The 19,313-nt window shown below is 37.3% G+C and carries 18 protein-coding genes and 2 riboswitches; of the genes, 7 read left to right on the forward strand and 11 right to left on the reverse strand.

Going from position 1 to position 19,313, the window contains the following annotated elements:
* Nucleotides 1-138 precede the first annotated feature (138 nt).
* Nucleotides 139-241: riboswitch (SAM riboswitch) on the reverse strand.
* A 468-nt stretch (nt 242-709) separates the two neighbouring features.
* The 4 genes from F1560_RS11515 (at nt 710) to F1560_RS11530 (ending at nt 4,340) form a co-directional block, all read left to right on the forward strand.
* A complete protein-coding gene (locus F1560_RS11515; protein WP_245347831.1) occupies nt 710-1,840 on the forward strand; it encodes a CAP domain-containing protein in 1,131 nt (376 codons plus the stop codon).
* 207 nt (nt 1,841-2,047) lie between these two features.
* Nucleotides 2,048-2,314, forward strand: coding sequence for a DUF1292 domain-containing protein (locus tag F1560_RS11520; RefSeq protein WP_149474780.1), 267 nt, complete (start codon nt 2,048-2,050; stop codon nt 2,312-2,314).
* Between the two features lie 320 nt (nt 2,315-2,634).
* Entirely contained in the window at nt 2,635-3,138 is a 504-nt protein-coding gene (locus F1560_RS11525) for an Lrp/AsnC family transcriptional regulator (RefSeq protein ID WP_149474781.1), read from the forward strand.
* Nucleotides 3,135-4,340, forward strand: a complete 1,206-nt coding sequence (locus F1560_RS11530) for an aminotransferase (protein WP_149474782.1) — start codon at nt 3,135-3,137, stop codon at nt 4,338-4,340. The genes F1560_RS11525 and F1560_RS11530 overlap by 4 nt, the downstream gene beginning before the upstream one ends.
* 194 nt (nt 4,341-4,534) lie before the next feature.
* Here F1560_RS11530 and F1560_RS11535 read toward each other — a convergent pair whose 3' ends face one another.
* Nucleotides 4,535-5,551, reverse strand: a complete 1,017-nt coding sequence (locus F1560_RS11535; RefSeq protein ID WP_149474783.1) for an aromatic ring-hydroxylating dioxygenase subunit alpha — start codon at nt 5,549-5,551, stop codon at nt 4,535-4,537.
* A gap of 202 nt (nt 5,552-5,753) precedes the next feature.
* Nucleotides 5,754-7,115, reverse strand: a complete 1,362-nt coding sequence (locus F1560_RS11540) for a solute carrier family 23 protein (protein ID WP_149474784.1) — start codon at nt 7,113-7,115, stop codon at nt 5,754-5,756.
* A 259-nt stretch (nt 7,116-7,374) separates the two neighbouring features.
* A riboswitch (purine riboswitch) is annotated at nt 7,375-7,476 on the reverse strand.
* A gap of 209 nt (nt 7,477-7,685) precedes the next feature.
* Between F1560_RS11540 and guaD the strand changes: the two genes are divergently transcribed.
* Entirely contained in the window at nt 7,686-9,056 is a 1,371-nt protein-coding gene (gene guaD / locus F1560_RS11545) for a guanine deaminase (protein ID WP_149474785.1), read from the forward strand.
* Between the two features lie 48 nt (nt 9,057-9,104).
* On the opposite strand, the gene F1560_RS11550 is transcribed toward guaD, so the two are convergent.
* From F1560_RS11550 to F1560_RS11560, 3 genes are all read right to left on the reverse strand, one after another.
* Nucleotides 9,105-9,464 carry a CHY zinc finger protein gene (locus F1560_RS11550; protein ID WP_149474786.1) on the reverse strand — a complete coding sequence of 120 codons (360 nt, stop codon included), beginning with the start codon at nt 9,462-9,464 and terminating at the stop codon, nt 9,105-9,107.
* 288 nt (nt 9,465-9,752) lie between these two features.
* Nucleotides 9,753-10,610 (reverse strand): Cof-type HAD-IIB family hydrolase, encoded by an 858-nt coding sequence (locus F1560_RS11555; RefSeq protein WP_149474787.1) that lies wholly within the window; start codon nt 10,608-10,610, stop codon nt 9,753-9,755.
* A 4-nt stretch (nt 10,611-10,614) separates the two neighbouring features.
* Nucleotides 10,615-11,391 carry a DeoR/GlpR family DNA-binding transcription regulator gene (locus F1560_RS11560; protein ID WP_149474788.1) on the reverse strand — a complete coding sequence of 259 codons (777 nt, stop codon included), beginning with the start codon at nt 11,389-11,391 and terminating at the stop codon, nt 10,615-10,617.
* A gap of 250 nt (nt 11,392-11,641) precedes the next feature.
* Between F1560_RS11560 and F1560_RS11565 the strand changes: the two genes are divergently transcribed.
* Entirely contained in the window at nt 11,642-12,568 is a 927-nt protein-coding gene (locus F1560_RS11565) for a prenyltransferase (RefSeq protein WP_245347830.1), read from the forward strand.
* A 191-nt stretch (nt 12,569-12,759) separates the two neighbouring features.
* Here F1560_RS11565 and F1560_RS11570 read toward each other — a convergent pair whose 3' ends face one another.
* Entirely contained in the window at nt 12,760-13,710 is a 951-nt protein-coding gene (locus tag F1560_RS11570; RefSeq protein WP_149474789.1) for a DUF4349 domain-containing protein, read from the reverse strand.
* A gap of 227 nt (nt 13,711-13,937) precedes the next feature.
* Here F1560_RS11570 and F1560_RS11575 point away from each other — a divergent pair, with 227 nt between their 5' ends.
* Nucleotides 13,938-15,494, forward strand: a complete 1,557-nt coding sequence (locus tag F1560_RS11575; RefSeq protein WP_149474790.1) for an ABC-F family ATP-binding cassette domain-containing protein — start codon at nt 13,938-13,940, stop codon at nt 15,492-15,494.
* Nucleotides 15,495-15,719: 225 nt separating this feature from the next.
* On the opposite strand, the gene F1560_RS11580 is transcribed toward F1560_RS11575, so the two are convergent.
* The 5 genes from F1560_RS11580 to F1560_RS11600 all read right to left on the reverse strand — a co-directional run bounded on the left by F1560_RS11580 (nt 15,720) and on the right by F1560_RS11600 (nt 19,281).
* A complete protein-coding gene (locus F1560_RS11580) occupies nt 15,720-16,064 on the reverse strand; it encodes a hypothetical protein (protein ID WP_149474791.1) in 345 nt (114 codons plus the stop codon).
* A gap of 132 nt (nt 16,065-16,196) precedes the next feature.
* Nucleotides 16,197-16,607, reverse strand: a complete 411-nt coding sequence (locus F1560_RS11585; protein ID WP_149474792.1) for an RDD family protein — start codon at nt 16,605-16,607, stop codon at nt 16,197-16,199.
* 88 nt (nt 16,608-16,695) lie between these two features.
* Nucleotides 16,696-16,854: a hypothetical protein gene (locus tag F1560_RS22145; protein WP_187773710.1), complete on the reverse strand. Its 159-nt coding sequence runs from the start codon at nt 16,852-16,854 to the stop codon at nt 16,696-16,698.
* 143 nt (nt 16,855-16,997) lie between these two features.
* Nucleotides 16,998-17,297 carry a hypothetical protein gene (locus F1560_RS11590; protein ID WP_149474793.1) on the reverse strand — a complete coding sequence of 100 codons (300 nt, stop codon included), beginning with the start codon at nt 17,295-17,297 and terminating at the stop codon, nt 16,998-17,000.
* Nucleotides 17,298-18,069: 772 nt separating this feature from the next.
* Nucleotides 18,070-19,281, reverse strand: a complete 1,212-nt coding sequence (locus tag F1560_RS11600) for a DHH family phosphoesterase (protein WP_149474795.1) — start codon at nt 19,279-19,281, stop codon at nt 18,070-18,072.
* Between the last annotated feature and the right edge of the window lie 32 nt (nt 19,282-19,313).

The following is a 19,313-nucleotide window of genomic DNA, read 5'->3' on the forward strand; positions in this document are numbered from 1 at the left end:
TTGCGTTTCTCTAGTGGTTAGTTGATGTGTACCCCCACAGTGGACTTTCACCACCTAGATAGTCGCCATGCCTGGCGCACATTAAAAAACCTCTTCTACGCAAATAAGAAGAGGTTTTGTCATGTATAAACATGGCTCTTCTTATCTGCCAAGCACATAGGCTTGCTGGAATTGGCACAGTACCGAATAGTCTGTTGCCGAGGTTTCAAAGGGCCAGTCCCTCCACCTCTCTGGATAAGAAAATAAATGATTTAGTTTTTAATTTGATGTAATGTGTTGTAGGTATTAGCTCCGCGGGGCCACCTACATCCTTCGTGAAAATTGATTCAATTCTAATGATTTAAATATTAGCACGCATAGAATCGACTGTCAAGAACAATTAACAAATTAATCCTAAATTCCGATGTGAATGCTTGTATATGGGTGTAAAGGGACAGGAAAGTTGCACCCATACACATAGAAGAGTAGTAAACTGGGGCAAAATCCCCGTCGGAAACCATTGCCCCCATTATTTTTTCGGCTGCTTCTGCCTTCCCTATCTCCAAAGAGAATCAATGTACTGAGGATTGCTTTTCCTCTTTTTTCAACTTTTCCCAACACAAACGTATAGCTTTATACACCCAAAAGCATAGCTTATACTACATTTGTTCATACTGTTAAAACTTGTTACAATAATAATGGAATAATAGTACTAGACAGGAGTGGAATTTTGTCAAAATCTCTAAAAATTATCGCTTTATTACTTGTTGCGGGGGCACTTTGGTTTTTTTATGGTGACACCTTCTCACAGTCCGGTTTTCAAGGTGTTTATGAAGACATTCGTTCCGATATAAATGAGGTTAAAGAGAACCCGCACGTAATAAGTACAATAGATACGGTAAATCAGGAAATTCAGTTCTTATATGGTAAGTTATCAGAAGCCTTTCAGGAGAACGAACAATCCACACAACCTATTCTTGAAAAACCCAATCTGCATCCTCCTTCTGAACAATCCTTTTCTATTCATAATATTGAACTCGGCGATGATCGTTCTGAAGTTGAGCAACAAGTCGGGGAACACAAGAGGTCTTCTCTAAATGAATACGGAGTTAATTGGGTTACTTACCATGAAAACTATCAAAATTTCTTTATGGCTGCATATGATGAACATGATCAAGTGATCGGACTATACACAAACCAAGACTTACTAACATCTACACATGGAATCATATTTGAGAGTTCAAGAGAAGACGTACTTTCTACGTTACCTGAACCTATAGATGCAATTACCAAGGGTTTTGTTAAATACCAAATTCAAGATAATCAAGAATATAATACGTTTACGATCGATAATAATTATGTAACCATTTTTTATGATAAGCATGAATCGAGTACAGTAACTGCGACTTTAATCATTCATACAGAACTCGAACAACAAAAAGAAAAATTCTTTGCTACACCTAGCGAAGAATTAAAAGAAGGTTTTGAATATCAATTGTTCGACCTAACCAATGCCGAAAGGGTTAACCACGGTCTTCCTGTATTAACTTGGGAGGATTCAGTAAGAAAGACAGCTCGAAATCATAGTACAGACATGGCTGACAATAACTATTTCAGCCACACAAACTTAGAAGGACAGTCTCCTTTTGACCGAATGACGGAAGATGCGATTGCTTATCGAATGGCAGGAGAAAATCTAGCTACAGGCCAACCAAGCAGTATTTTTGCCCATGAGGGATTGATGAACTCACTCGGTCACCGTGAAAACAAATTGCATAAAGATTACCGTTCACTCGCAGTCGGGGTTGCATTTAATACCGAATCACAACCATTTTACACGGAAAATTATGTAACAAAATAACTTGCAGGGAGCAATTTTTTAAACTCTCTATGGCTCAGCAGAAGCGGAAAGTTCTAACGTTGCTTCTCGTTCATTTGTGAAACATCCATTCGTTCTTTACTACCTTTCGAAAAGATTGTTGTTTACATTTGCATTATTTCCCTACATGAAGTAAAACTTAAGAAAGCTATTACAAATTCATTCTAGATGAGGAAGCGGGGATAATAAATGGATAAAATTGAAGTTGGCGAAGTTTTTACAATTAGTGATGAAACTGATGAGGATCAGGAAGTAGAAGTACTTGCTAGGGTTACATTGGAAAATAGAGATTATGTTGCAGTCAGCTTTTTAGAAGATTTACAAGAGGATAGTGAAAGCGACATTGATATCTTCTTCCTTAAAATCGACGATGATGGTGAATTATCAGCAATTGAAAGCGATGAAGAATTTGATAACGTATCTGAGGCATTTGATCAAATTTTAGAAGAAGATTAATAATTAAGAAGCGATAATTTCTCATGTAGAGGGATTATCGCTTCTCTGGTTTAGACGATCTAATCTTGTCCTTTTAATACACCATCTTGAATCAAGAACTATTCCATTTTCATAGTACGAGTGGATATAAAAGTTTAAAATGGTTCAGAAATATTCATGAATTACGTACTTTTCCGTCCCACCTGTTTTTCTTGTGTAAAAAAATCAAAATTTTAGTGTTGATTGCTTTTCAAAAATGATATAATTTCATCATTGCTTCGTTTAATAAAGTAAATCAATAAAGTAATGAAACAAATTACAGCAATAGAAGGCGGATTGTAATGAAACTAACAAACGAGGAATTAAATATTTTATCGATACTCGAAGAAAGTCATCATGTATCGACAGAGTCCATTGCGATGCAGCTGGGAACAAGTGTAGGAAATGTACAAAAGGTTATTAAAAAACTAGAAAAAGAAAAAGTCATTGTTAGCTATCCGACACTTATTGATTGGAACAAAATAGAGGGAAAAGAAACAATTGTAGCGATGATTGATGTTAAAGTTACCCCAGAACGAGGTGTCGGTTTTGACGAAGTAGCGGAACAAATTTACCGCTACCCAGAGGTTCAGTCACTTTATCTCATGTCTGGTACGTATGATTTATCCGTAACCATCGAAGGTAAGACGATGAATGAGATTGCAGCTTTTGTATCCAATAAATTAGCAACGATAGAGAATGTTGTATCCACAACGAGCCACTTTATGCTTAAGCGATATAAGCATGATAGTGTAATAATTGAAGGAAATGATGACAAAGATCGGAGAATGGTGATTACCCCATGAGTATAGACTTTCAAAACTACTTATCTACAACAGCAAAAGGATTAGAACCATCTGGTATCCGGAAGTTCTTTGACTTAGCAGCAAGTATGGAGGACGTCATTTCACTTGGTGTTGGAGAACCAGATTTCGTTACGCCGTGGAATATTCGCGAAGCGGCAATTGAAGCATTGAAGGACGGTCACACATCTTATACAGCAAATGCTGGATTGTTGGAACTACGCCAGGAGATCTCCAAGTATTTGAAAAGAAATTTTCAAACTAGCTACCAACCAGAGGACCAAGTAATCGTTACAGTAGGTGCTAGTCAATCCCTCGATTTAGCATTTCGGGCGATTTTGAACCCTGGAGATGAAGTTCTTATCATCGAGCCTGCCTTCGTATCCTATACAGCGCTTGTAACATTGGCAGGTGGCGTTCCAATTCGCATTGCAACATATGCAGAGAACGACTTTAAAGTAACGCCAAAGCAACTTGAAGCAGCGATAACAGATCGGACAAAAGCGATTTTATTATGCTCGCCAAGTAACCCAACAGGCTCTTGTCTAAACAGAGCAGAGCTTACTGAAATTGCCCAAGTTGTTGACAAGCATGACCTCCTTGTCGTTACAGATGAGATTTATGCGGAGTTATCGTATGATGAGGAATTTACTAGCTTCGCAGCAATTCCTGGAATGTATGATCGAACCATCTTAATTAATGGATTTTCGAAAGGTTTTGCAATGACTGGTTGGCGTTTAGGTTTTCTAGCAGCACCACGTGAATTTATTCAAGTAATGGTAAAAATCTACCAATTTACAACGATGTGTGCACCAACAATGCTGCAACTCGGAGCACTGGAAGCATTACGAAATAGTACAGAGCAGGTTGAAAAAATGAGGCAACATTACTGGAGACGAAGAAATTTCATGGTCCAATCGCTACGTAAGATTGGACTAGATTGCCACACACCTGGTGGTGCTTTCTATGTTTTCCCTTCCATTCAGAAAACAGGACTTACATCCGAACAATTTGCCGCTCGACTTCTCCAAGAAGAAAAGGTTGCAGTCGTACCTGGTAATGCATTTGGGGATTCTGGCGAAGGCTATATTCGCTGTTCCTATGCAGCGTCTATTGAGCAACTGGAGATTGCGATGCAACGAATTGGGCGATTTGTAAAATCCCTTGAAACAACGCAGGAAAATGTTTTAGAAAATGTAAGATAAGAAAGAATAAAGCAATGTGTCTCTACTTGGTCAGTAGTTGCACATTGCTTTATTTATGCTCCAATTCATTACGGCTAAATGTACAGAGAACTCCACGTACTGCATCACCATTTCGTATGTGATAAAAAACACGCCCTGCAGATCATTACTATCTGCAAGACGTTGATTTCCTTCTATTTCTATAGAATACCCTTTTAGTTCAATACTTTCTTCCGCTTAGTTCGCTTTGACTCGGCTATTGCTAACGTGCCAGTCTCCACACCAAGTTCATCCAACCATCTACGATACGAAATGGTTAGTGCATCAGATTTAAGATGCATTTCTGCTTGCAAGTCTAAAGGAAGCAGCTCTGGTTTTTGACTCTCCACAATATCTAAATCTTGATAAAAAATCGTATCTTGGAATTCAATAAACGAATCATCAGACTGTTCGAGATCATAATTTCTCGTTAATAACATAAACACTTTCGTTTGTTCGTTATCTTCTTGATTCACAGCAGCTAATATCGTCAATTCCTCATCCGATCCTTCTGTCGTTTTTGTAAATCGTGCTGTCGTTGGATTAAGAATTTCATAAACGTAATCTGCGTAGCCGCCTTTTGAACGCCCATCTGGATTCGGTTGAAATACAGGAATTTTGCTTGTAATAAAACGATTATCGATAAACGCCACATCATAATCAACAATTTCGGCATGGTCTTCATCACCAAGCATTCCTTCATGTACAAACATAAGATGCGAAACATCCAAGAAGTTCTCAATAATTCTTGGCGCATTTGCTTTCACATCATATGGTCCGCAAATAGCAGTACGATAACCCGCTTTATCGTATTCTAGATAGGAAATCATTGGATCTGGATCATCACCTAAATTAACCCAGATTAAACCGAGAGACTCCTGGGCATGATAAACCGTTGCTCTCGCCTTTTTAGGGATAGGTCTGTCACATGGCAATGCAGGTATTTTCACACATTCCCCTGTCGAATCATATTCCCAAGCGTGATACGCACAAACAAGGTTGCCATTCTTTACTTTTCCTAATGAAAGTGCTGCTCCGCGGTGGATGCATAAATCTTTAAATGCATGCACTCCTTTCGCATTACGGAAAATCACGACGCGCTCGCCAAGCACATAAACTTGCTCTGGATCATCCTTTAATTCATCCGCTTTATAAACTGGATGCCACTGGTTCCATAATCTGTCTTGTTGCATAACGATAAACTCCCCTTTTATTAGTAAACTTAGCATACGTTAAAGGGATTCTTAAAAGCATTGTTTGCTTTATTAGAAGCCCTTCTACTTTGGAGTGCAAGCCTTCAAGCAAAATCTAAAGTTGCACTTATGCAGATGGGAAAGTTTATATACTTTCTTATCTGCCAAATAAATCATAACTATTTTCCAAAAATCTTCTAATCTAATTCACGTTTACTTCCGGTGATAATCCAGTATCTTCTTTTTTCTCTGGGAGTACCAGATTAAGAATCAGTGCTGCAATTGCTCCAATAGCAATTCCAGATGAGACAAAATAGGTCACGATACTTGGTAGGCCATATAATATATCTGCTGGCATGAGTACTGCAAATAGCGCAAGCATAATTGGGATACCGATTACAAGCATATTCCGCTCTGTGAACGGTGCCTGCTTTACCACTTTAAATCCATTCATCATGATAACAACACAAATGATAGCAAACACGCTACTTATAACCACTGGCGGGATACTAGCAATTACAGTCATAAGCTTGGGCATCATCCCAAACATGAGAAGAATGACCCCACCTGCAATTATCGGCTTGCGACTTTTAACACCAGTAATAGCAATAATCCCTGCATTCGTTGAATAGCCTGTAACTGGCGTGCCACCAAAGAAGGAACCAGCAAAACACCCAATTCCTTCACCAAAAGCTCCCCCGTTTAATCGTTTATGATCTAGTTTTTCTTCCGTGACATTACCTACTGTAAACCACGTACCAGTTGTTTCAATCATAATAATAAAATAGATAGCAAGCATAATCAGAATAGCGTCTAGTTCAAATGTTGGCGTACCAAAGGCAAATATACTTGGTAATGCAAACCACGCAGCATCACGTACGGAAGAAAAATCAACCATTCCAAAGAAAGAAGCAATACCTGTACCTATACCTAAAGCTAAAATAACAGATGCAACTTTAATATGTTTCCATTTCGTTTTGGCTTTTTCACCAATATATATCGAAGAAATCAATACAACTGCTGTAACAAACGCGATCAATATATTTGTATTAAAGCTTCCCTCCGCACCATAGATCGAACCGATTGCAGTCGGCATTAACGAAAAGCCAACAACGACAATCACTGTCCCCGCAACAATTGGTGGAATAAATCTTTTCACTACTTTACTGAAAATCTTCAACGGATAGCCTAATAGAGCAATTAACAAAGCACCTGGTATTAAACTACCAATCATCGCTCCCATTCCAGACGTTGTACCGATTGCCGCAAGCGCACTAAGTGGGACAAATGATGGACCTTGCATGACAGGTAGCTTCATTGCAAACCCAGCTTGAATAATCGTTGCAATCCCACAAGCAATAAATGTCATCTGAATTAACAATGCACTATCAGCAACCGAAAAGGATAATAGCCCGGCTAAAATAATCGGTGGAATAAATAAATCCATTGCTAATACATGCTGTAACCCTACAAAAATGGATTTCCCTACTGAAATTTCCTCTTTCTTTCTAACTTGCTCATTCTTTACTACCTTTGTCTCTAATTCTCTCGCAGCACTCTCCAAGCTCTTATCTCCCTTCGTCTAGTACTTCACTAGATTTAATATGTTTACAAATTACTGTAGTGCTTCTCATATAACGGAAACATAGAATAAAAAAAGCCCAAAATACACGCTCTCCGCTATGGAGAAAGCAATGTACTTCGAGCTTTTGATATCGAAATACCGCGAAAAGACAATACTTCAAACAAACCAAATTTCACGTTTGATAGTTACTAGTAACTAGTAATAAACTACCCTAAATAAAGTAAGTTTCAATGTATGTCTATTCACGATTGCTTCTCATAGTCAGTTTATTTACGGTAAACCGGTAGAAACTTGTAGGCCATATCCCTACGATTATATGAAAATAACAATACATATTTTTTAGAATGTTTATAGTATAGCACCCATTTGGCCAAAAACAAGACCCATGAAATAAAAAATAACCTTCCAATAATTTAGACAAATACGCTAGCTATTGGACAACTAGGATTTTTTCCTCTTTAAAAGATCTCTGACATTCCATAGACGAAGTTATTTTTATGCTTTATAATGACAAATACAATATCAAAATACGAACATTAAGGTGGTAAAATGAAACAATATACGCATATATTTCATGGAACAGCTTTCACAAGTAAATCAGCGAAAGAAGTGCAGCAGCTAGTAGACTATCTTTTCTGTATTAATGAGGATGGGGTTATTGAAAAAATTGTTGCACCAACAGATCCAGATTATGAAAAGCTACTCGACGCATATGGAGAAACGGAGAACTTTCATCGGTTAGCCGACGGGCAGTATTTACTTCCTGGTTTTGTGGATTTACATGTCCATGCACCACAATGGGCACAATCAGGAACCGCACTCGATCTGCCGCTTTATGATTGGCTAAATACGTACACCTTCCCAGTAGAGTCTAAATTTTCCGACTTGGATTATGCGAAGGATGTCTATGAAGATTTGGTCAGCACATTTCTTGCAAATGGTACTACAACTGCTCTGTATTTTGCAACGGTTCATAAGGAAGCTAGTTTGTTACTCGCCAAAATTTGCTCCGAAAAAGGGCAACGTGGTCTAGTTGGAAAAGTCGTTATGGACGACCCTGAACAGAATCCAGAATATTACCGGGATGAGGATACGCAAACTGCATTAGCTGATACGGAAGAGTTTATTTTGGCTGTAAAGGACTTAGATAAGTCAACAAAACAAGGGGTTTATCCTGTTGTAACCCCCCGGTTTATTCCGAGCTGTACCGAGGAAGCTTTAAAAGGGTTAGGCGAATTAGCGACAAAATATGATACGCATATTCAATCACATTGCAGCGAAAGTGATTGGGAACATAACTATGTACGCGATCGCTTCAAAAAAAACGATGCCTTTGCATTAAACGATTTTGGTCTATTACGTGAGAAATCGGTGATGGCACACTGTAACTTCCTGGAGGATGAGGACGCTGACCTATTTGCTAAAACAGGTACAGCGATTGGACATTGCCCACTATCCAATGCATACTTTGCCAACGGTGTCATTCCAATCGCACACTTTCACAAGAAAGGAATAGATATTGGATTAGGTACGGATATTTCTGCTGGCTCAATTCCGAGCATTTTCGATAATGCTAGACAGGCTGTTGTTTCGTCAAGGATGCTAGAGGATGGCGTAAATACTGCACTTCCAGCAGAAGAACGCGGTGTGCCAAACGCACGGATTACGATTAATGAAGCATTTTATTTCGCCACTGCTGGCGGAGGCGAGAGCTTAAGCCTACCAATTGGTAGAATCGAGGAAAACTATACATGGGATGTACAAATTATCGATACGAAATTACCCACTGCAAAATTACCAATTTTTAATGCAAATGAAGATTTATATGATGTTTTCCAGAAGATTATGTATCTCACCCGACCGGAAAATATTCGTGAAGTCTGGGTACAAGGTGAGCGCGTTCATTCACGAGCAAAATAATTATAGAAAAGCCTATACAACTAACGCAGTTGCATAGGCTCTTCTTTTCTAACCATCTTTTCCAGATGAACAAGACGGATGGGCTTTTTCAAAATACAAATGGTAGTGAAGCGAACAGCCACTGTTGAATGATGCTTGACAGTTTGGGCATGTGTTGTCACTATCTATATATTGGTTAACTGTCAGCTCTGTCTTGCAGCTCCCACAAAGGATAGCTTTTTCATCGAATTTTTCTCGTGGCCAAACTTCCTTCTTGCCGCAGCCATATGCTTCATGGCATAAATAACAAGGAAAATAATGATTACAGCAATTAAAACGAATAGCGATAATATCTTTGCTAGTATGATAATGCTGACAACGTGTTTCTTGGTCAATTGCTCCTCGAATCTCAAACCCAGAAATCTCCATTAGCCGCCCCCCTTTTCTTGCTATTTTATCACATATAGAAAGTGGAATGAGTCAGCAGACTATACGGTGAAACGTAAAAAAGCCCTCTTTCCGTTACGCCGCATTTGCGTTACGCCAGAAAGTGGACTACGTATCAGGTTTCAAGCAAACCCGATAAAATATTAGGAATAGCCAATGGCTATGGAAATCTAAAATCTAAAACACACGATTCGCCTTAGGATATCTCACTACGATTCTGAGCATCGTGGAGATAGCTATCTCAGTAGCTACATTATCTTCAAGACTCAACTATACGTTAAACGAATTAATAAAATGGGCAACTCCATCTTCATGATTGGAAAGCGTAACTTCTCCAGCCGCTTCTTTAATTGCATCAGGTGCATTCCCCATAGCAGCACTTTTTCCAGCAGTCGTTAACATCGATAAATCATTAAAACTATCTCCAACAGCTGCTGTATCCGCTAAATGTATACCTAATTTTTTCGCTAATATTGCCAAGGCATTCCCCTTGGAAGCATCCTTGTGCTCCAACTCAAAATTATGATTTGCAGATGATACAATGGTTAAGTCTTTATGATCTTTAAATTGTTCCCAGCCTTTATTTAGCTTTGCCTCATCAAATGAGAATGCAAGGATATTATAAATATCGATATCCATTTCACTAAGTTCTTTATGGGAATCAATGTAAGAAAATCCAGTTTGACTAAATTGCTTAGCAATTGCCTGTTTTAATTCTTCCACACTTATATTTGGATTAGCACTTAACACACGATCCATTTCAATCGTTAGTCGTTCCCGACCATTTTGCGGTGTTAAGATAGCTTCTTTGCTAAAGATCTCATAATAAAATCCCTCTTGCTCAAGCCATTTTAAACTCTTCAGCGCATCTTCACGCTTCATCGGTATATGGTGAAATAATTCTCCATTGGGACGATGAATCGTTGCTCCGTTTGCTCCGATAACCCATGTTTTCATATCAGTATCTTTAAATATTGTTTGCACATCAAAATGGGCACGACCAGTTGCAATAATAACCTCAATTCCTTTTGCTTGTGCTTGTAAAAGCGCTTGTTTATTATTCTCACTTATTTCACTTTTTTCATTGAGTAAGGTCCCATCTAAATCGATTGCAATTAATTTTACCATCTTACTACTCACCTTTCGTTTCACCGTCAGCCACAAGTAATTCTACATTGTTTTTTCTTAAGATTTCTCTAAAAGCCTTTGGTGGTGTTTTATCGGTAATTAATAGATCAACATCCTTTAAACTTGCAAATTTGAAAAAATGATTCGTACCGAGCTTTGTATGATCCGCTAGAACAATCACTTGTTTCGCTTGCTTAACCATCTTTCTTTTTACAACACCGTCTTCTTCATGCGCAATGGTTAGTCCGGTTTCTGATATTCCAATAACACCAACAAAAAGTTTATCCACATAGTAATCCGAAAGTTTCTCTACAACAGACGAACCATATAAAAACCGGTGCTCCTTATGCAATGTCCCACCTAGAAGTTGAATATTGATATGGGATTTATTAGACAATACTTCTGCCTGGTTAATCGAATTCGTAATAATCGTACACTCCATGTTTTGAAGGTGCTCTGCACAAGCTTGAACTGTCGTTGATGTATCTAAAATGATATTGTCATTCGGATAAATTAAAGAAGCAGCCTTCTTCCCTATTATCTTTTTTTCCTGTGATACGGTTTCCAGACGCTTTGAGTAATTTTTAATTTCTTCTTGAATAGACGGTAAGATAGCTCCACCACGTGTACGTATAATCGAATTTTCTTCTTCTAACTTAACGAGATCCCGTCGCGCTGTATCTCTTGAAACATCAAACATCGTACATATTTCTTCAACCGATATTCGGTTATTTTTTTGAAGGAAGTCTAAAATTGATAGCAATCTCTCTTCTTGATACAATGCTTCTTCACCAACTTCAATACGTATTTATAAGTAATTATACATTATTCATACGTTTTTACAAGTTGTTATAAGTAATCATAAGTAAAATATTCTAATTTCCTTAAGCGATTGAAATTCATTGTAAAAAAGGTAGCATTTTTTGGCAAAAAGGGAATGATATATTCACCACCGTTAAAATAAATTGCTTTATGGAAATAATAGGTTTAGGTTTATATTCAAAATTTATGAACGAAAGGAGCTGCTACCATTGCCGAATCAAGTTTACGCAATACTTCGCGGAGGATGGGTGTTGCTGCGTTCTATCGCGGTTATCTCATCAAGTGTTGCGACAATTATTTCTAGCTTACTTCCTTTATTTTTATATTCATCAATCTCATCGGAACGGCTTTGGCTGTTATTTGTTTTCCTTACCATTGCTGCATTCGCCATTCACGGTCTTCTAACACATGCTTTTAACGATTATACCGATCATTGTTCTGGTACGGATAGCTATAGTCCAGCTATTTTGTCTGGGGGAAGTCGCGTAATCCAGAATGGGATGTTTTCTTTGTATGCAGTGCGCAAATTAGCTTTCGCATTTACCTTTGTTCTCCTAATCCTTGCCTTGGTGCTCGCTATCTTTGCACAATACAAGCTCGTCATTTTATTATTGATTGGAATTTGGGGTGCTGTTTCTTACTCGGTCTCTCCGTTGCATCTGAGCTACCGGCCATTTTTAGGGGAATGGGCAAGTCTGTTTCCAGCTATCTTTTCACTTGGTTTGGCTGGACCTTGGATTATGTTAAATACAATTCCGTTATGGGCAATCCAAAATGCCATAATTAATGCCCTTTTTTGTATGGCATGGGTAATGGTTCATCACATTCCAGATTTACAAGCTGACAGACGAGCTTTACCGAAAAAACAAACAAGTGTCGTTTGGTTTGTTGAGCGATTCGGACTTTATTATGCGCGCTTCCCAGCACTGCTCTATTTTTTCGCTGCAGCATTATGTATGCTTTGGCTAGGTTTCGACCGAATTTGGGCTGCAGGCTTTCTATTGATTATGCTCTCCATAGCGATAGTACTTGTTCTGAAGATGGATGTAGCTAATCATGAACAGGTAAGTAATTATGAAAAGATATTACTTTTTCTTGCGATGCTAACGGCTGTTGGATTAGGTATTTTGGTTTAAAATGTGCTTAATTCCTTCTCTTCCCATTGATTGCCCTCATACAATTGTTCCGACGCTTGGCTGGATTTAACAATGGAAAATTAAAAAGTGATCGATATATAAATATCGGTCACTTTTTGCTGTTCAAAATCTGTTTACTAAATAACGTTTCAATAAATTGACTTTCCCTCACTGAACTTCTTCAAATGAACCTAATCATCCTGGCTATTTTTCCTTATTCTTCTATAAATGAAAAATCCAATCATCGCGAGAATTCCAAGTAAGATAAATACTGGCAAACTACCAATAATGAAAACAAAAATCCCTGAAAATACTGCGAGAAGAAAATTAATGCTATTCAAAAATTGTTGTTTGGTTTTTTCCCAGGTGTTTAATTCCCCTTCACTCATTCCTGAAATCGTTACATTGTTTTCCTCCATATAGATCGTAACCGTTGCCAAGTCGGTTCTGTTTTCTAAATAATTCATTCGACCTTTTATTTCCTCTATTTCACCTTGAACCTCTGCCAAATCACCTGAAATGGTTAATAGATCTTCTGTTTTTTCTGCTTGCTCCATAAATGTAAGTAACCTTTCTTCAACGACACTTTTGGATTTCAAACGGGATTCTAGATCAATAAATTCTTCTGTCACATCCTGACCTGAAATGGAACTTTCCAAAACTTTACTGCTCCCATCTTCCACTATTTGAATAAATTCACGAAATTGCCCCTGGGGAATTCTAACTGTCACATGTCCCGTCGTTGAATCATTTTCAGCGTATCCTTGCATATTCGAATCCACAATATACCCACCACGATCTGCAACCTGAGACTCAATCGTATTGAATGACTGTTGATAATTTTTTACTTCAATTTGTAGATTGGCAGTGTAAATTATTTTTCGGTCTGACTGGATGATTTCTCCTTCTTGTGATGAAGCACTTTCTTCTTGTGAATCACTCACTTCTTGTTCTGTGGTGCGATCAGTTTCTCCACTAATTGAATTGCTGCTTTCTATTTCAACACTTTCCATTTCCACACTTTCCTCCGTGTTATAATCAGCCCTGTCGCTGCCTACTTCACTATTTTCCGCATCATTACTGCAAGCAGCTAGCAACATACCAATCCAAAGAAAAATCAAAATAAACAACCCATTTTTCATAAAGACCCACCCTCTCACTTCTATCAGCTATTTAGACTATTTACTTATAATTACAGACGTAATTTACAGAAAAATGTTACATCTATACTCAAAATAAAAAAACAGTGACAGGAACTGCCTCCACGAGTTGTAAAACCTACCTACTGAAGCAAATCTTGACTAGCCGTTTTCTGTAATGACCTATATAATAGAACAGAATGTATTTTAGAAGGAAAAGGTGTTTTATAATGAGTTTACTTACCGTTAAAAATTTAAGTCACGGATTTGGCGATCGCGCCATTTTCGATGACGTTTCTTTTCGTTTATTACAAGGAGAACATATTGGACTAATCGGAGCGAATGGTGAAGGCAAGTCCACTTTTATGAATATTATTACACAGAAACTTGAGCCTGATGCTGGAAATGTGACATGGGCAAAAAATGTCCGTGTAGGTTATTTGGATCAGCATGCTCTACTCAAGCAAGGGATGACTATTTTAGATGTGCTAAGAACGGCCTTCCAATATTTATATGATATGGAGGCTGAGATGAACGAACTATTCACGAAAATGGGTGAGGTCGGTCCTGACGAATTAGAAAAACTACTCGAAGAAACCGGACAAATACAAGACGCCCTCACGAACAGTGACTTCTATATTATCGATGCAAAAGCAGAGGAAGTTGCGAACGGGCTTGGCTTAGACGAATTTGGCTTAGATCGTGATGTCCATGACTTAAGTGGTGGACAACGAACGAAAGTATTGCTTGCCAAGTTATTATTGGAAAAACCAGAGATTTTATTACTCGATGAGCCGACAAACTATCTTGATGTGGAGCATATCGAATGGCTAAAAAACTACCTGTTAGCGTATGAGCATGCATTTATCCTTGTATCACATGATATCCCATTCCTAAATAGTGTTGTGAACCTCATCTACCATATGGAAAACCAACAGTTGACACGCTACCCTGGAGACTACAATGAATTTTTGCGTGTATACGAGATGAAAAAACAGCAACTTGCTGCTGCATACAAGAAACAACAACAGGAAATTGCTAATTTAAAGGACTTTGTCGCGAGAAACAAAGCAAATGCAGCAACAAGCCGAATGGCAATGTCTCGTCAAAAAAAATTGGATAAGATGGATGTTATTGAGCTAGATGCCGAGAAACCAAAACCCGAATTTAAATTCAAACAAGCTCGTACACCTGGTAAGTACCTGTTCGAAACGAAGGACCTCGTTATCGGCTATGATGAAGCCTTGTCTAGGCCTCTTAATTTATCAATGGAACGCGGACAAAAGATTGCATTGTATGGAGCCAATGGTATTGGTAAAACTACTTTGCTACGTAGTATTCTTGGTGAAATCCCTGCTATTTCGGGCTCTGTACAGCTAGGAGAGCATCTTTATATCGGATATTTTGAACAGGAAATTAAAACGGAAAACAATAAAACCTGTATTGAAGAAGTTTGGGATGAATTCCCTCATTTTACGCAATATGAAGTTCGTGCTGCTCTTGCAAAATGTGGACTAACAACAAAACATATTGAGAGTAAAGTTCAAGTACTAAGTGGTGGAGAAAAGGCCAAGGTCCGACTTTGTAAATTAATTAATAACGAATCCAATTTACTCGTATTAGATGAACCTACAAATCATCTAGACCCGGATGCAAAAGCAGAACTAAAACGGGCACTAAGCGAATACAAAGGCAGCGTCCTCCTCATCTCCCATGAACCTGATTTTTACGAGGGTATTGTTACGGATAAGTGGAATTGTGAGAATTGGACGACGAAAGTGTTCTAAATATATTTACATTGATATTTTAACATACGTAAGGCTTAGAGATAATATTCTCTAAGCCTTATTTGATTATAATTGGAAAAGACAGGATCAGGTCTAGCGTATGCTATGGCTTTATCTAAAGAAGGAGCTAAGATAGTTGTTGCTGGTTGAATGAAAAAACGGGAAATCTGCTGTATTCAAATTATATTTTTCCTGTCAATAAAGTTAATAAACACTATTTCAGAATCATGTAGCCACAACGAATATTGCAACTAAAATAAGTATAGGAATTAAAATGCTCTTAACTTTGCTTTTGTTCCACATATTAAAGGTTATCATAATAGCAGCTATGATCATTAAGGGTATTCCAAGTAGCTTCATAATGTTTAATGCCAGCAGATTTCCTAAAGAAGCTAGAAAATAGCCAATTACAAGAAAGCCTATGGTTAAAATAAAATTTGCTGTTTTAAAATCTTTTTTTACGTCATCTCTATCCTCTTTGCTCATTTTTAAATATGCTATAAGCATCATAATAGCAGGTGTTCCCCACATCAATAGAAAATGAATCAGTGAGTCGATATCTATGTTCAAATAATCCCCCCGCAGCTATAGAATCACAGTTTATTTATTGGACACTTAATTCAATAGCTTCATACAAAATAACATAATATTTAATTAAATATAGTTCAATTAAAAAGGAGATCTTTTGGGGATTTCCTTTTTCTAAGGTTTTTCATACGTAACATATGTTCCTGCAATAAAATCGTGAATCGAACGGTTATCTTCTCTAATACCTACCATAAAAGCACTGACAATAAGTCCAATTCCAAATGTTAATACATAAACTAGTCCCGATACAATTTCACGTAGAAACATGGTTCCAAATCCTACTTCTTCCTCATCAATACGTACAATGCGTATTCCTAAAGCTCTTTTTCCAATCGTATAACCATACCAGAAAATAGGAAGTAACAAGAAATACAACGCATTTAAAATATCGATGAAAGAAAAACCTTCCATAAAGAATTGATTATAAATAAGTAAACTTACAAACCCAAGTGTAATTGTTAAAATAATACCATCTAATAAAGCTGCACCTAACCTTACCCAAAAGCCTGCTGAATTATTTGTCAAACCGAACTCCTCCCTTTGAATTTAATAACAATACTGCTTTTATCAATATGAACGAGAGACACATAAACTTAAATAAATTATTAATCTATTAAATCCTCTTTTCAACAAATAACAAAATCAATGTCGCCAATGGACCAAGTACAAGAGATAGTAAAAACCAGTTTAATCCTGTTCTATTCTTCCCTTGTGCAAGTGCGGCATTTATCAACGCTAGTGTACCCCATCCTACAAAATATTGGTTATCCATTCTATCCTCTCCATTTCATTTAACTATACTGACCTTTAATCCTTAAATTCACCTAATAATAGTAAAGGAATAACCCAAATATAATTTCTATTTACTTTTAAAATTATTAGAAGCTACCTCTTTTCTTTTCAACTACCAATCTTCTAGGCCAATAAATAACCTACTATAAATGGTATTATCATTAATAATACTGAACTGATAATAAGCGTTAAGGAAACGGATTTCGGGAGTTTTACTTTACCTTTACCTTTATACCATCCTGAGAATTGTAACTTATTCCTATACCATACAAACAGCAGTAAAAAAATAGCGATTGCACCAAGCCATGAATAAGAGTCAGTTGATTCACTGATACTATAAATATTCCCTATAACCGCCCATCCCAATCCGCCAAGCAGCACAAAAATAATTATTATACGTGGTAGTTCTAATAAAATCCTCAATTCTAATCTCCCACCTTCTTATCACAGCATCAGACCACTAGATTACAAAAATAAGCGTATTACCTTAAATAAAAAACACTGAAATCAATAAGCTAATTGCAAAGAGTCCATATGCAATCTGTATGATGATATACACTGTAAATTCAAAGGATGAAAGTTTCCCTTTCCTTCTAATCTTTTCCAAGTGCCTAAAATAAAAAGCTGAACTAAAAACAAGTAAAAAGATAGCTATTGTGCGTAAAACTTCTACAAAAGTGACCACACTGCAATACCCTCCACTCTCGCTCTTTCTTTGTCATCTCTTCTGCCCATACAGTTTATATACATAATTCCATAAATCATTTTACCATATATTAGTAATCTTAAAATACTTATTGGCAGTTTTGCAATGAATAAGTAAAGCCATCAAATTTTAAAAGATTTTTGTTATTTTCTCGTTATTTTTTATAAATGTACTTCAAATCAAAAATATTTACTTTATGACACAGAGTGGTTTGCGAAACAGTTGCCTAGATTAGCATTTGTAGAAGCCACTTTCCCTGTTGTACGAATTAGAATAATTAAAGGTTTCACTATTAAACAATTCAGTTTGGTTCGGTTACATAAAATGGACATTCCAATCAACATTGCTTCAATTGAATTCCTAAGAGGTTATACATCAAACCATAAAGCTTTGATAATTTTATTTTTTTCCATGCACTAATTTAGCTCACGAGCAAAAAGCAGACTTCCAAACATTATTGGAAGTCTGCCGATACTGATATTCAGCTTTTTAAACCCTTTTCTCATCATTATTTAATTTTACTCCGTTTACACTGCCTATCTTCTCCATCAAAGAACTGACAAATGCATCATCTCTCACAAGCCAGGCTTCTTCATTACGCTTCAGAAAGTTTTCTGCATCCGCAAAGCTTGAAAAGGTTTGATCTATTTTTTCCCTATCTTTTTCAATCACCCAATGATCATCTTCGGGGTAAAGAAGAAAAACAACTTCCGACCTGTTTTCATACATCGATCCAAAAGGAGATCCTTTTACGTTATATCGATTTCTTTTCTCATCCTCCCGTAATGCTTCCAGGTGAAAGGTATCTGCTACAAACAATTTATATGCTTCATCGGTTAATGTGCAGCCTGATGCTTTCGCGTGCCCTCCTCCTGCAAACCTACTTGCCACTTCAGACACATCAACATGATCATGGATTGTTCTGAATCCTGCCCGTTTTCCGCCAATATTCAAAATCACAATGTAATCAAGGTGTGGGTATTCTTTACCTAACTCATTTCCAAGTTCCGAGTGGTAGGACTCCGCATATACAATTCCAGCAAAATGATCACCAATTTTCGTTTGAACGAGCTGTCGTTTTTTCCGGTGAATATAACGTTCGATTTTATCATCTTCCATGTTGAGGATTTTCTTTTCAAAATCATCAAAGTAGAAATGCTCACTTTGTAGCAATCGTTCCATCATAATATCCTCAAATTCCTCAATGGAAACAAGAAAAAACAGCGCATTGAGCTGCCTTGCTTTTTGATTGTCGTTTTTTTCCCATTCCCATGTATCATACTGCCTTACGAGTTCTACAAATTCCGTTACGGCATCAGAAGCCTCCAGCAATTGATGTTCAACAAGAAATTCATAAAATAAAGATGTTGCCGAGGTTAAATTACCTCGCGTATCCTCAACGACAACATGTCCCCACTCATACTCGTTAAAATGCAGTGCTGTTTTATGGTGGTCCAAAAATTGTACTTTCCCACCAGCATGATGAAATGCTTCCAGTCTTTTTTCATTCGCTTCATTCACGGACAAATCCGTAATAATTAAAAAGATGTCCTTATCCTCATTCTCAAAAAACCACTCAACTTCTCGATTTAAGCTGGCAATGGAATTGTATCTTACCTTAACCTCCTTACCAAAAGCGAGCTTCGCTAAAATACCACACCCAACACCATCTAAATCATTATGAGACAATAGCTTATACATATTTCTCACCTCAGATAATAGTATGCTTTTAA

It is taken from the genome of Oceanobacillus polygoni (assembly GCF_008304605.1).
Lineage (GTDB): Bacteria > Bacillota > Bacilli > Bacillales > Amphibacillaceae > Oceanobacillus > Oceanobacillus polygoni.

Coding starts and splice junctions, on each gene's coding strand:
- F1560_RS11520 (WP_149474780.1), top strand. CDS start 2,048: ATGGATAAAATTGAAGTTGGCGAAGTTTTTACAATTAGTGATGAAACT.
- F1560_RS11525 (WP_149474781.1), top strand. CDS start 2,635: ATGAAACTAACAAACGAGGAATTAAATATTTTATCGATACTCGAAGAA.
- F1560_RS11530 (WP_149474782.1), top strand. CDS start 3,135: ATGAGTATAGACTTTCAAAACTACTTATCTACAACAGCAAAAGGATTA.
- F1560_RS11535 (WP_149474783.1), bottom strand. CDS start 5,551: ATGCAACAAGACAGATTATGGAACCAGTGGCATCCAGTTTATAAAGCG.
- guaD (WP_149474785.1), top strand. CDS start 7,686: ATGAAACAATATACGCATATATTTCATGGAACAGCTTTCACAAGTAAA.
- F1560_RS11550 (WP_149474786.1), bottom strand. CDS start 9,464: ATGGAGATTTCTGGGTTTGAGATTCGAGGAGCAATTGACCAAGAAACA.
- F1560_RS11555 (WP_149474787.1), bottom strand. CDS start 10,610: ATGGTAAAATTAATTGCAATCGATTTAGATGGGACCTTACTCAATGAA.
- F1560_RS11570 (WP_149474789.1), bottom strand. CDS start 13,710: ATGAAAAATGGGTTGTTTATTTTGATTTTTCTTTGGATTGGTATGTTG.
- F1560_RS11575 (WP_149474790.1), top strand. CDS start 13,938: ATGAGTTTACTTACCGTTAAAAATTTAAGTCACGGATTTGGCGATCGC.
- F1560_RS22145 (WP_187773710.1), bottom strand. CDS start 16,854: ATGGATAACCAATATTTTGTAGGATGGGGTACACTAGCGTTGATAAAT.
- F1560_RS11600 (WP_149474795.1), bottom strand. CDS start 19,281: ATGTATAAGCTATTGTCTCATAATGATTTAGATGGTGTTGGGTGTGGT.